Here is a 14,015-nt window from a genome sequence, read left to right on the forward strand (position 1 = left end):
TGAGGTGATTTTCAATGAGCAAAGTGGATCCATTTCAAGCGATGCTTGCTTCCCTGCCCGTCTTTAGCGAACTGAATGAACACGAATTGCGACAATTAGCGAATATTGCACATACGTACACGATACCTCGTAAATCGAACCTTTTTAACCAGAATGATCCGAGAACGAGCACCTTTTTTATTCTAAGCGGTATTGTGAAATTGTATAAAGTCGATGCAGTCGGCAACGAGCATACACTTAATTTTATTAAAGCTGGTGAAATGTTCCCGCACACGGGGTTTTTCGATGATTCTCCATACGATGTTTCAGCTGAGACGGTTGAGGAAACAATTATATCCGTCATCCCGATCCAAGCTTTCGAACAATTATTAATTGAAAATCCTGTTATTTCTGTAAAAGTCATGCGCATGATGGGGCGCCTCGTTCGTGAATTACAGACTAAGCTTCAAGAGTTCGGCAGTGGTGATGTCAATTTACGTGTTGCATCCGTATTGCAGCAACTGAGCAGTAAACATGGCGTCGATCAACCCGAAGGTCTACTAATCAATCTTCCCCTTACGAATCAAGATGTTGCGTCCATGGCGAGCACGTCTCGTGAAACCGTTAATCGTTTTCTAAACCAATTGAAAAAATTAGATATTATTGCGATGAGAAAACATAAAATTACGATTCTAAACATGGTTGCGCTCAGTGCGTACTTAAATAACTTGAACTAACAAAAAAGGGAGTCGGCCGTGTGGCTGCTCCCTTTTTTCCGTATAAACCTGTATTAAAGTGATGCGATAAATTCGATTTCCACAAGACCATCCTTCGGCAGGCGAGCAACTTCAACAGTGCTGCGTGATGGGAAGGGTTCTGCGAAATATGTTTTGTACACATCGTTCATTGCTGCGAAATCGTTCATATCCTTTAGAAAAACCGTCGTCTTTACGATATGGCTCATGTCCATGCCGGATGCAGCAAGAATTCCTTTGATATTGTTCAGAGATTGAATCGTCTGCGCTTCAATCGTCTCTGCAAGTTCACCTGTCTCTGGGTTAATGCCAAGCTGACCGGAAGAGAAAATCATATCGCCTAGACGAATTGCTTGTGAATAAGGACCAATCGCACTTGGTGCTTGTGTTGTTGAGATTACTTCTTTTCCCACTTTACTACACTCCTTTTTCTCGGACATCATGTCCCCTTTTATACCAAATATTATACATGTTATCTTGTTCACATGAAAGAACAGCAAAAAACCGTGGAACTCTCGCCCCACGGTCTCACTTATTTTATAAATACAAACTTAAGCTTTAAGTACATCGTGATCGACATAGCGTTGACCCTTGATCTCGCTAATCACGTTAATTGCAACTCGCGCACCATCACCTGCTGTAATGATCGAATGCACGCTCACACCTGCAGCCACACCCGCTGCCCAGATGCCAGGCGTTGACGTACGACCGAACTCATCCACTTCTGCAACGAACTTAATCCGAGGCTCTGTGCCATCCACAATCGTTAGTCCACTATTCTCTGCAAGCTCTGGAATTGCGCCAGTTGCAAGAATGACATGCTTAGCTTCGTAATTACCGCCTTCTGTCTCAACGACAAGACCTTCGCCTGCTTCCGCTTCCCCGACAAAAGTGACCTTCGTCTCCACGATCTCTGCACCAAACTTAAGCGCCTGCTTCTTGCCTAACTCCACCATACTTGGACCATCAATCTCCATGACCCCATAGTGATTCTCAATCCATGCACGCTTCGTCATGCCTTTATCGTTATCCAGCACCAACGTCTTTAAACCTGCTTTCGCACTAAAAATTGCTGCACTTGCCCCTGCTGGTCCTGCACCTACAATAATAATATCGTACATCTCAATCTCTCCTTTTTTAAAAATATTTTGGGAAATCGTCGCACTTGCGAAACTCTTTTTGTATAATTATCATATATATTAGTATACTAATATTAGAATAGAAAAATACATCTGTCGTGTCAAATCCGTTTCATAATTTACTTCTCACGATAGATCGGGTAAACTGTCAATAATTGTAGAATGAAATTAGGAGGTGACCTTAAATGAAACATAACGAACCAGACCTCTCTACGCGTCGTATCATTCTGAACATGCTTAAGACAAGTGGTCCACTAAGCGCACGTGATATTACCGATAATCTGGAAATTACCGAAATGGCTGTACGCCGTCATATTCAGACGTTAGAACGTGATGGATTGATTAAATCCTCATTACTGCGTCAATCGATGGGACGGCCTACTTCTGTATATACATTAACCGAACAAGCGGAAGAACTTTTCCCGAAAAATTATCATCAGCTCACACTCGACTTTCTCGATCTGCTCTGCGATGAAGATGGCGACGAGAAGATGGTTGAGAAACTATTTGAAAAACGTCAGAATAAGCTTCACGATAAATACCAAACATCCATGAAGGATATGGATTTGGCGGAGAAAGTGAACATTCTCTCGGAAATTCAGAATGCGAATGGTTATATGACAGAGCTTGAGCAAGCAGACAACGGCGATTATATCCTTAAGGAATTCAACTGCCCGATTTCGCAAATTGCGAATCAGTACAATCAAGCTTGCCAATGTGAACTCAAACTGTTCGAATCACTGTTAGATGTAGATGTAACCCGTACAGAATGCTTAGCGAAAGACGGCAACAAGTGCGTCTATGTCATCTCCAACCCGGATAAAAAGAAGAATACAAAAGAACAGCCGTAAGAACGGCTATTTTTTTCACTTACTTTCTATACATTTATATTGACTTATTATAATAAGTGGTAGATAATAACGATATAAGATCCAACATACCAAGGAGGAATTCACTATGGCTTACCAATTACCAGCTCTACCTTACGCAAACAATGCACTTGAACCACACATCGACGAAACGACAATGATGATCCACCACGATCGTCATCACAACACATATGTAACGAACGTAAACGCAGCACTTGAGGGTCATGATGAACTTGCAGCGAAATCCGTTGAAGAGTTGATCGCAAACCTAGATGCAGTTCCTGAGAACATCCGCACAGCAGTACGCAACAACGGTGGCGGTCACGCGAACCACTCCCTATTCTGGGAAATCATCGGTCCTAACGGCGGCGGCGAGCCAACTGGCGCAATCGCAGCTGCAATCGATAGCGAGCTTGGCGGTTTCGCGAAGTTCAAAGAAGATTTCGCGAAAGCAGCAACAACACGCTTCGGTTCCGGCTGGGCATGGTTGAGCGTGAATGCAGAAGGTAAACTTGTTGTTTCCTCCACACCTAACCAAGACTCCCCAATCATGGAAGGTTTGACACCTGTTCTTGGTCTTGACGTATGGGAGCATGCTTACTACTTGAACTACCAAAACAAGCGTCCTGATTACATTGGCGCGTTCTGGAACGTTGTGAACTGGGATGCAGTAAACGCTCGTTACGCTGCTTCTAAGTAAGCTTTTGCTTCGCAGAAATATTTTGCAAGATAAGGAAGCGGAGACCTCAGAATCCCACACTCTTTATCTTTCAAATAGCATGACAAAAGACGTGCAAGCCACTCCTGGTTTGCACGTCTTTTTGTATGAAAAATTGTAACCACCCAGTAAACTATACGTAGAAGTAATGTGCTAATGTTGGGAGTAAAACACCCTAGAGGAGGACTTTCATTTGAAAAAATGGCTTCTTATGGCTACAAGCACACTACTTGCACTCCAAGTTACAAGTACTGCGCTCGCACAAAGTTTTGCCAGCGAACCAGATACTGATCCCCTACCTTTTCCAATTCAAGTGTATGAACATGAACCGAATGATTCACCGTCTACAGCGACTCCTGTCACCTCCAATTGTGATGTTACAGGAATGATTAACGACGTTGTAACGGATGTGGATTATTACGTTTTACATATTAATTATAAGAAGAAAATGAATATCGAAATCAGTAATCTGAGTGTAGATGGGCCGCAAGGGATGCATTTCGATGTGTTAGACAGTAGCCAGAACGTGATCGCAAAGTCCGATTTGTTAGAACTGAAATGGGGATATGTCCTGAGTCAGGATATAACGCTGAAACCAGGTAAGTACTGGATTAAAGTGTACTCCGACAACCGAACGCCTGCGATTGTGAATGAGCCGTATACGCTCGTACTCCAGCCTCCTTTTGAAGAGGATGAAGATTCAGCGGGGACTATCCTCACACCAAAGCCGATCGCTCCAAGTCCAGCCCAACCTGGCAAGATGGAACATGACTATTGGGTGGACCATGATCCGCTTTATGCGATGCAGATTGCTGCCTTTAAACGCTGGAATGAGCATTATAGGGTAACGAAGCTTCCCGTCCATGATCCGCAACTAGAGCGGCAGTATTATCTTGCTCAAATGAATATCTTTAAAGCTTGGGAGACCACCAAAGGCTCATCGCATATTAAAGTTGCGATTATCGATCTGGGGATCAATACAAAGCTCGATGAGCTAGCTCGATCAGCTATGAAAACATTTAATGTGTTCGGCAAAACCGGCCAAGAAGTGCGGCAGAACCACGGGACACATGTAGCGAGTATCCTAGCTGCAGATGGAAGTAACGGGATTGGAATCTCTGGAGTAGCTCCTGGTGTTCGGCTCATGCCGATTAATGCATGGGGTCCAAATGGACGCACCGAAGAAAGTACAGCGAACGCGATTCGTTATGCCGCCGACCAAGGCGCACAAATCTTGAGTATGAGTCTGGGCAGCAACGAGTTTGCTAAGGATACAGGCGGAGACTCCCCTATCATTCGTGAAGCGATTCAGTATGCGCATAGCAAAGGTGTGCTGCTCATCGCTGCCGCTGGTAACGATATTGGAATGGCGAAGCCAGACTTCCCTGCTCGCTATCCAGAAGTGATTGCAGTAGGTGCGGTGACTGATAAAGACATCCTATCCAACTTTTCCGCGCGTAGTTCCGATTTAGTTGCACCCGGTGATGTCATTTACTCGATTGGCATGGATGGCAGATACATCAGCTTATCTGGTACTTCGATGGCAACACCGATGGTTGCTGGTGTAGCTGCGCTCATTCTATCCAAAAATCCGGAGCTATCCAGTGATCAGGTAAAGGATATTTTGTGCAAATCTGCCCTGCCACTTGGCGATCAGCACTTGTACGGACATGGCCGCATCGATGCGGGTCGTGCTTTGGAGATGACACCTTCTCCTGTAAAACCTGTGGATGAAAGTGCTATTTTTCAAGATATGAATGGGCATTGGGCAAAGATTGCAGTGAATGGGTTATGGGATAAGAATTTAGTGTCTGGGGTGGCAAACGATACATTCGCACCAGATGTACCTCTTACCCGCGCACAGTTTGCAGCGATGTTAACACGTTCGCTCCACTTGCCGTTAATTGTGCCACAATCGACTTTTGCTGATGTTCCTGAGGATGCGTGGTACTTTGGAGAAGTGCATGCCGCCGCAAAGGCAGGGATTGTCCATGGGTATGATGCGCGTACATTCGATCCGAATGCGCAGATGACGCGTGAGCAGATGGCTGCGATGTTGGTGCGAGCTTGGGAGTATAAGTTTGGGAATGAGATTAATGGGATGAGTGCTGTTGATGGGGGTAGCGCTCGTCATGACGGTCGCCTAATGGATGAATCCGTGATCAGTACTTGGGCGAAGAGCACTGTGTATCACGCGATAGAGCTGGGGCTTATGGTCGGTAAAGAAGCTCATACCTTCGATCCCCAAGGTACCACAACCCGCGCTGAAAGTGCGCAAGGGATTTATAACTTTTTGCAGGTGAAAAAGTAAACCTATCATGACGCACCAACTGATTACCACCTTTACAAATCCTTCACATCCATTTTTACAAAGATCGATATCATCACCCTCGCCTAACAGGTACACTAGGTATAGAAGCATTCATATCATTCCTAGTTAGGGAGGAAAGACAATGGAAGTATCTCAGTTCAATCAGTTCTTTCATGATATGAATCGTGCGATTGGTGAAGTAGCCTCATCTGCGAACAATTCCCTATACCGCGTCGACACCTCGATTAGAAATTTAGACAAAACGCTCAGCACAACGAATATACTTATTGCCATACTCATCGCAATCTTCATCGCCAACCTCGTATTCAGCATCATTAAGAACTACAAACAATCTAAATAATTCACCCCATTAAAAAACCACCCGTTCTTATAACGAGTGGTTTACTTGTCTATTCATTTCATCCTACCTGTTACCCCATTCGACTTAAAAAAGGTCCGATATCCACGCCGAGTTTCTCTGCCAGCACCGCTCCATATTCCTTATCCGCACGGAAGAAGTTGCAGATGGCAAGCAGCTTCACTTGTTCATCGACCTGCTTCAAGTCATTCACCAAGTTCTTGATCAGATTCGCCTGCTCCGACTCACTGTACGTCCGATACCGCTCACCTGCCTGCTTGAAGTCATTCGGCTTCTCAATCTTCTGCCGCGTCACATGACCTGCAAGTTCTGGCTCACTATCCTTATAGCTCGCATCTTCCACCGGGTTACCTTGGTGACGCGACGGCTCGTAGTTAATGGTAGATGTATCTTGCTTCGTCTGCATGAATCCATCCCGCTGATGATTATGAACAGTTGCATACGGACAATTCACAGGAATGTTCAAGTAGTTCGGCCCTAAGCGGTGCCGCTGTGTATCGGGGTACGAGAACAATCGACCTTGCAGCAACTTATCTTCCGAAGCTTCAATGCCCGGTACGAACGCACTAGGTGTGAATGCAACCTGCTCGACTTCCGCGAAGAAATTAGCTGGATTGCGATTAAGCGTCATTGTCCCTACCTTTTGAAAAGGATACAGATCCTCCGGCCAGATCTTCGTCGGATCAAGCGGATCAAAGTCTAATTGGTCATAGTCCTCTGGCTGCAAAATCTGAACAAGGAATTCCCACTGCGGGAAGTTGCCTTCCTTAATGTGATTAAACAAATCCCGAGTCGCATGATTAAAGTCTCCGCCTTGCACTTCACCCGCTTCTACCGCGCTGTAATTACGTACCCCTTGCAGCGGATTCCACTTGTATTTCACATAGACGGACTTGCCTTCGGCATTGATCCACTTGAATGCATGAACACTGAACCCTTCCATCTGTCGATAGTTCGCAGGCGTCCCATAATCCGAGAATAACCATGTCAACATATGCGTCGACTCCGGCGTTAACGTCATGAAGTCCCAATACCGATTCGGGTCTTGAATGTTCGTATCTGGCGCAGGTTTAAGTGAATGCACCATGTCCGGGAACTTCATCGCATCGCGAATAAAGAACACCGGCAAGTGGTTGCCCACAATGTCGTAATTTCCTTCTTCGGTATACAACTTCACTGCGAATCCACGCGGGTCCCTAGCCGTCTCAGGCGAACCTTGACCATGAATAACTGTCGAGAAACGAATGAATAGATCCATCTCCTGCCCTACATCCTGCAAGAAAGCGGCTTTCGTAAACTCCGACATGCTCTTCTCTACCTTGAATACCCCATGTGCTCCCACTCCACGGGCATGTACAACTCGCTCAGGAATACGTTCCCGGTCAAAATGCGCCAGCTTTTCAATCAGATGATAGTCTTCTAGCAGCGTTGGTCCTCTGCGCCCCGCTGTCCTCGAATTTTGGTTATCCCCCACCGGAACGCCTTGATTCGTTGTTAAACGATCTGTCATGCGACTCACCTCTTATTATAAATAAGTACACACCCTCTATTTATGTGTAATAAGAGTAACCGCAATCTAGACCGAATTTGTACAATTAATCATCATGAAATTATGATGAAGACTTTCCTTCCAGTCGCTCACTCGTATCAATAACAACCCCATCGATACGCTTATTAAACGTCGCTCTCCAGCTCTCAGATAGCGCGTCTACCGCAAGAAGAGTTTGCATGCCCTCAACATTCGTCTTCTCATGATGCATAATCCGATTCGCATAGTCCACCGTAACCCCAAGTTCATGACGGCTCATTAACTCTAGCTTCGCATCTGGCGTCACTATTCCTTCTTCTAACACGCGAAAATAAAATCCCGTATACCCCGTATCTTGCATCTGTACAGGCAATTTCGGTGCTTCATAACGTACAGACAGCTTAAAGCATGGCTGACGCGGCTGCGTAATTTGGACAACTGCTTCTCCAAGCTTAAACGTATCTCCGATGCACACATCCCCTTCTAACATGCCTTCCAGCGTAATATTCTCACCGAATGCACCGAATTCCATCTCACGACCGAGCTGCTCCGTCCAGTACGGAAAATGCTCATAACAAAATGCGCAAACTGCCTTATCGGGTCCACCGTGGTGCTTCGTATCTGCCTGTCCATCACCAATAAATCCTAACTTCGTTAACATCAAACCTTCACTTACGGGCTTCTTGAAAATCCCTGTCGTTACTTCGGTACGGTTATGGGGTACCGTTATCGGCATCCCTATGTTAAGAGATACAAGCTTGCGTGCTGTCATCGATGTACGCCTCCGTTTCATTTTTGCAATCCAAATTATAGTCGTTATTAAACGTTATACCATGAATCTGAATATACCAAAAGACCCCCAACCTGCTTGTGAGCTAGATTGGAGGTCTTGCTATTCATTCCTATGAATTTCCTATCACAATCCGCTTAGCTCGGGTTATGTTGGGAACGTAATTTCATTGCTTTGTTATTATTTTCAGATGGAATTGCTGGTGGTGTAATGAAGAGTGCAATGATGAACGAGATGCCGCATAATGCCGCGATCACCATGAACGTGACGTTAAATCCGCCAAGCAATACCGACAAGAACGAGCCTGTTAATGCTCCAAGACCGAAGCCTTGATAGATGATGCCGTAGTTCTTGCTTTGGTTCTTCAGTCCGAAGTAGTCTGCGACAATCGCCGGGAACACCGTAATGTTACCACCGAAACAGAATGCAATGACCGATACACAAGCGAAGAATATTGCTGTATTAAGTGGTAGATAGCTTAGTGCAAGAACTGAGATTGCTGTTGCACAGATCGCACCTGCTACGACTTTCATACGACCTACTTTATCCGATAGTGCACCGAGAATAATGCGTCCTGTGGTATTGAAAATCGCAACCATTGCCACTGCATTCGCAGCTGTTGCCACATCAAGCCCTGCAAGCTTTACACCTGCATCTTTTACAATACCGATTAGATACAATCCACTCATACATGCTGTGAAGAAAATTACGAACAAGAGATATGCTTCTTTCGTACGCAACATCTCACGAGCTGTAAAGTTACGTTCCATCCCTTTATTCGCTGCCGTTGCAGCAGTAGGTTGATCAACTGCTTCACGAAGCAAGAACGAACCGACTACAATAAGCGACATTGCGATCAAGCCCCAGAATAGGAATGTTTGTGATACACCGAATGATCCAAGGAAAGCTGTGTTTACATATTTGAAAATAAGACTACCTGTACCGAACGCACCGACCGAAATACCAGACACGAGCCCTTTGCGGTTCGGGAACCACTTGATCAAATTCGATAGCGACGTAATGTAAGCTGTACCATCAGCGAAACCTACAACAACACCGATTAATAAGTAAATGAGCCATAAAGAGGATACCGTTGAGCTAAGAATCAAGCCGAGTCCAAGAACAATACCGGATATCATAACAAGCTTGCGAATACCGATTTTCTCTTGAATTTTACCTACAAAAAGTGTGGCGAATGCAAGCGCAAAGCTCGTAATCGAGAACGTAATCGAGATCGAGTTAAGTCCCCATCCGAACTTATCTGCTAGCGGCTGATTGAATAAGCTCCATGTATATATCGTACCCAAACCCATTTGAACAATAATCGTGCCAAGTACAATTAACCAACGGTTAACCTTAGGTGTCGTAGTTTCTGTTTTCATTACGATCGCCTCTTTCTCATGTCTGACTTGTTGTACCCTTATCTTACAGAATCAGAAGGGATATGAGTCAGATTCGTCATGAGATGATCGAATATCGGAATGAATTGCATTTATAGATGCATGAGCTGCCTAAATTCTTTCACTTTGCTGCGACTTACTGGAATTTCCGCATCGCAATCGCGTAATCGGAGCAAGTAAGTATTATTAAACCACGGCACAATTTCATGAATCCGATTCAAGTTCACGGTATATGAGCGATGACTCCGGTAGAATTGATCCTGCGGCAGAAGTGCATGGAATTCTGAAATGCTCATGGGCATCACATACTTGCCGTTCTTCGTATAGACGTTGGTAACTTTCTCTTGTGCTTCAGCATAATAAATATCCGCGGAGTCGGTCACGATAATGTTATCGTTGTTGATTAGATTAATGCGCTTGCCTGGTGATGGTGCTGATTCTTTCACTACTTGCTTCCCGCTTCGCTTGAATGCATCCTCCAGCTTATGCAGCATGGACGCAATCCTACGCTCGTCGTAAGGTTTTAAGATGTAATCGAATGCTTCCAGCTCAAATGCCTGCGCCGCATGTTCTTTATAAGCCGTGGTGAACACAATAAACGGTTTGCGTGCAAACTTACTAATATTGTTCGCGAGCAGCATACCGTCTAAGGACGGAATATTAATATCGAGGAAAATCGCATCCACTTCATGCTCCTGCAAGTATTTCAGCACATCAAGTCCATCTTCAAATCGCTCCACGATCTCAATCTGGCTGTGTGTTGTAATTAAGAACTCCAATTCTTCTCTCGCTAGAAATTCATCTTCAACAATGATCGCTCTCATGATGTCTCCTTCGGTATATCAAAATAGATATCTGTCCCTCTTGCTAGCCGCTTGATCGTCAGTCCGTGTCCATACAATAGCTTCACACGCTTGTGCACATTGAATAGTCCAATATGATGCGCAGCGATGCGCTCATTCATGATATTGTCGATCACGGCTTCATCGATGCCAATGCCGGTATCTGCCACTCCGATTCGCACGGTGTCTTGCAATTCTTTGACATATATCGTAACCGTACCTTTTCCTTTTACTTTCAAAATACCGTGTATGATCGCGTTCTCCACCAGCGGCTGGATTACGAGACTTGGAATTTTCACAGCGACTTCGTCTACTTCGTATTCCACGTTTAGTCGATTGCCGAACCTCGCCATCTCAATCTCTACATAGTTGCGAACCTGCTCTAACTCTTTATGCACATCAATGACTTCGTCAGTTAACTCCAGGTTATAGCGCATATAGCCGGATAAGTTTACGATCAACTCGCGCGCCTTGTCTGGTTTCGTGCGGATTGAAGAACCAATGGCATTCAGCGCATTGAATAGAAAATGTGGCTGAATCGTCGTCTGCAGTGCCTTCAGTTCCGCCTTATTCGCCATTTCTTTCATCTCTTCCACCTTTGATACTTCCATTAAGGTTGAGATAATCTGTGACAGACCCACAGCCATGGTCTGAAGGGGAAAAGTAATCTTGTGTGCGGTTCGGTAATAAATTTTGAGTGTCCCTGTCACGATGTCCCGTTCTTTCAGAGGAATGACAAGTAACGACTGCACCCCTGGCATCGCTTCATCCAAGGCATGATTACTAATTAAAATTTCATCAGATTGAATTGCGCGCTTCGTCAGCACACTTGTTATTTCATGATGAATGAGGTACCGCTCTTCACCGTACCCAACATATGCTTGTACATCATGTAAATCCGTAATAGCTACGGCATCTGCATGTATCTCCTCACGTATAATGGCACAAATCTTATGCAAGGAATCGGGATTAATCGAGCGGAAATACGGCAGTGTCTTGTTCGCGATATCAAGAGCCAGTTGCGCCTGCCGCGCGGCGATGCCTTCTTTCTCCGACTCTACACTTTGCACGAGCAATATAATAAGGCCAACATTCATTTGACCAATGATCATCGGCACCGCAATTTTACTTACAATATCCATACCCAGCTCAGGTGGACTTGCAAAGAATACGATGAGTACCATCGTTAAGGCTTCACAGAGCATCCCGGCGATAATCCCCACAATCCAACGCTTAGCCTTATCTGTGCGCAAATAAATTGCACTTGCTACACAACCCGCAATAATGCTCGTTATCAAACACGGAATCGACGTCACACCGCCAATATCAATCAGATAGCGATGAATCCCTGACACGATCCCGACGATGATTCCAACCCACGGTCCGAACAGGATACCCGCTGACATAATGACGATAATCCGGACATTGACGAGCGACCCTTCCACATCAATCCCCGAATACGTCCCGAAAATTGCAAATAAGCAGAAGATCAGCGTAATAATTGCATATTCCTTCGGTGAACGCGTATCCTTCTGTAGCACTTGCTTCACATTCGAAATACGCAGCATGAAAAATATAATAATGAGCAGCAGCGCCGCTCGCTCAAACAACTTCATCAGCATTTGAAACATCGTATCGTCCACTCGTGTTGCCTCCTACCTATAATGTCAATTCTTGATCGCTCTGAAGTACAACATTGTTATTGTCCACTATTCATGTAAGAAAAATGAATTTCTGTATCACTTAGAATCATGTAAGTGTAGCATATTGCAAAAATAACGGCATGAACAGACGAAGACAATTGTAACTTTGTATATAAAAAAGCACGTACCGCTGCGAGTTGGTACGTGCTTTTCACATTCATAAATATGATTTAGAACTGGAAGTAGATGAACGTGCTCTGTTCACCTTTTAACAACATAAACAAACAGATCAAGATTACACCAGTGTATACAGCCGAACGAATAACCGTCGGAATGCGTGTCTGCCACACGAACGACCAGGTACGGAACTTCTGTACGATGACATATTCCATCACATGCAGGGCGTAGAGCAGTACGATTAGCACCAAATACTTGTACAAGTAAGTTGGTGTCTTTAGCGGGTTGAACCACATCATCTCCTGTAGCATATGGATCGCATTGGTCATATTCGCAGCTCGGAAGAACACCCAGCCGATGACTGTCAGATGGAAGAAGATCAGTACAGTTACGACCTTATACCAACGCTTCTTCACAAGTGAACCAAGACCGATCTTTGTTAGTAACTTACCGTACGCGCGGTGTAGGGCTGAAAGTACGCCTTGGTAGAAGCCCCACGCGATATATTTCCATGCAGCCCCATGCCATAAGCCGGAAATCGTCATCGCAAGAATAAGATTCACGTAAGCACGTGCTTTGCCTGACCTTGAACCACCAAGCGGAATATAGATATAATCCTTGATCCAGTTGGATAACGTAATGTGCCATCTACGCCAGAACTCACTTGGATTGCTGCTCACATAAGGTGTTCTAAAGTTCACATCGAGTCTTAGCCCAAATAGAAGCCCGATCCCGATTGCCATTTCACTATACGCAGAGAAATCGAAGTAAATCTGGAACGCGAACAAGTACGCAGCTACCCAAGATTCGGCTCCACCTAGTGCAGAACCTTTGGCGAACAATTCAGCAACATGTGGTTCTAGCATATTGGCGAGCAGCACCTTTTTACATAAACCCATTCCGATATAGAAAAGTCCTAGCTTGATGTTGGTATGATTGAATCGTATGGTGTTCATCGCGCGAAGCTGTGGGAAGAATTCTTTGCCCCGCAGAATAGGACCTGCCATCGAATGCGCAAATAACGAGATGAATACCCAGAACTCAAGCAAGTTTTTACTCGGCTCCAGCTTCTTCTGATAGACATCGACCATATACGCGATGAGCTGGAACGTATAGAACGAAATCCCGATCGGCAGGATTAGATTTTCAAAAATTGTCCCTTTTAGATTCAGGTGAAGCGATAAGATGTTATCTACATTTTGCAGAAGGAATAAGGAGTACTTAAAGAAGACTAGGTTCCCAATCACAAGAACAAGTCCCGCAATTAAATACTTACGTCCATGCTTGCTAGATAATTGTCTGGATAACAAATAAGCAGTCGATACGACGACGAAGAATAGGACCGTATATCCGACTCCTGCTACGGCATAGAACACGGAATTGGCAACCGCGAACATCGGTAGACGCAGCTTGGGAAGCGCATAGTACAGAATGAAAGCAATGATTAGAAACCCTATGAATAGAAGAGAGCTGAACTGCATGTAC

The 14,015-nt window shown here is 44.8% G+C and carries 13 protein-coding genes; 5 read left to right on the forward strand and 8 right to left on the reverse strand.

Annotated features, from left to right (window positions below; all coding sequences use genetic code 11):
- Positions 1–14 precede the first annotated feature (14 nt).
- Positions 15–716 (forward strand): Crp/Fnr family transcriptional regulator, encoded by a 702-nt coding sequence (locus tag NV379_RS11125; RefSeq protein WP_258207384.1) that lies wholly within the window; start codon positions 15–17, stop codon positions 714–716.
- Positions 717–769: 53 nt separating this feature from the next.
- Here NV379_RS11125 and NV379_RS11130 read toward each other — a convergent pair whose 3' ends face one another.
- Both NV379_RS11130 and NV379_RS11135 read right to left on the reverse strand, forming a co-directional pair.
- Positions 770–1,147, reverse strand: a complete 378-nt coding sequence (locus NV379_RS11130) for a RidA family protein (protein ID WP_308860278.1) — start codon at positions 1,145–1,147, stop codon at positions 770–772.
- 138 nt (positions 1,148–1,285) lie between these two features.
- On the reverse strand, positions 1,286–1,855 hold the full coding sequence (locus tag NV379_RS11135) for an FAD-dependent oxidoreductase (protein WP_258207386.1): 570 nt from the start codon (positions 1,853–1,855) through the stop codon (positions 1,286–1,288).
- A 203-nt stretch (positions 1,856–2,058) separates the two neighbouring features.
- Between NV379_RS11135 and NV379_RS11140 the strand changes: the two genes are divergently transcribed.
- From NV379_RS11140 to NV379_RS11155, 4 genes are all read left to right on the forward strand, one after another.
- Positions 2,059–2,724: a helix-turn-helix transcriptional regulator gene (locus NV379_RS11140; RefSeq protein WP_258207387.1), complete on the forward strand. Its 666-nt coding sequence runs from the start codon at positions 2,059–2,061 to the stop codon at positions 2,722–2,724.
- Between the two features lie 106 nt (positions 2,725–2,830).
- Positions 2,831–3,442: a superoxide dismutase gene (locus NV379_RS11145; RefSeq protein ID WP_258207388.1), complete on the forward strand. Its 612-nt coding sequence runs from the start codon at positions 2,831–2,833 to the stop codon at positions 3,440–3,442.
- Positions 3,443–3,653: 211 nt separating this feature from the next.
- Complete coding sequence (locus NV379_RS11150; protein ID WP_258207389.1) at positions 3,654–5,771, forward strand: S8 family peptidase; 2,118 nt, start codon at positions 3,654–3,656, stop codon at positions 5,769–5,771.
- 142 nt (positions 5,772–5,913) lie between these two features.
- Positions 5,914–6,132, forward strand: coding sequence for a hypothetical protein (locus NV379_RS11155; protein ID WP_258207390.1), 219 nt, complete (start codon positions 5,914–5,916; stop codon positions 6,130–6,132).
- Between the two features lie 70 nt (positions 6,133–6,202).
- Here the strand turns inward: NV379_RS11155 and NV379_RS11160 are convergent, their stop codons facing one another.
- From NV379_RS11160 to NV379_RS11185, 6 genes are all read right to left on the reverse strand, one after another.
- Entirely contained in the window at positions 6,203–7,660 is a 1,458-nt protein-coding gene (locus NV379_RS11160) for a catalase (RefSeq protein ID WP_258207391.1), read from the reverse strand.
- Positions 7,661–7,760: 100 nt separating this feature from the next.
- Positions 7,761–8,450 (reverse strand): MOSC domain-containing protein, encoded by a 690-nt coding sequence (locus NV379_RS11165; RefSeq protein WP_258207392.1) that lies wholly within the window; start codon positions 8,448–8,450, stop codon positions 7,761–7,763.
- A gap of 155 nt (positions 8,451–8,605) precedes the next feature.
- Positions 8,606–9,850, reverse strand: a complete 1,245-nt coding sequence (locus NV379_RS11170; protein WP_258207393.1) for an L-lactate MFS transporter — start codon at positions 9,848–9,850, stop codon at positions 8,606–8,608.
- 110 nt (positions 9,851–9,960) lie between these two features.
- Complete coding sequence (locus NV379_RS11175; RefSeq protein WP_258207394.1) at positions 9,961–10,692, reverse strand: LytR/AlgR family response regulator transcription factor; 732 nt, start codon at positions 10,690–10,692, stop codon at positions 9,961–9,963.
- Positions 10,689–12,332 (reverse strand): LytS/YhcK type 5TM receptor domain-containing protein, encoded by a 1,644-nt coding sequence (locus NV379_RS11180; RefSeq protein WP_308860280.1) that lies wholly within the window; start codon positions 12,330–12,332, stop codon positions 10,689–10,691. Before NV379_RS11180 ends, NV379_RS11175 begins: the two co-directional genes overlap by 4 nt.
- A 251-nt stretch (positions 12,333–12,583) precedes the next feature.
- On the reverse strand, positions 12,584–14,011 hold the full coding sequence (locus NV379_RS11185; RefSeq protein WP_258207395.1) for an MBOAT family O-acyltransferase: 1,428 nt from the start codon (positions 14,009–14,011) through the stop codon (positions 12,584–12,586).
- Positions 14,012–14,015: the final 4 nt, after the last annotated feature.

The organism is Paenibacillus radicibacter, from assembly GCF_024721995.1.
Lineage (GTDB): Bacteria > Bacillota > Bacilli > Paenibacillales > NBRC-103111 > Paenibacillus_AM > Paenibacillus_AM radicibacter.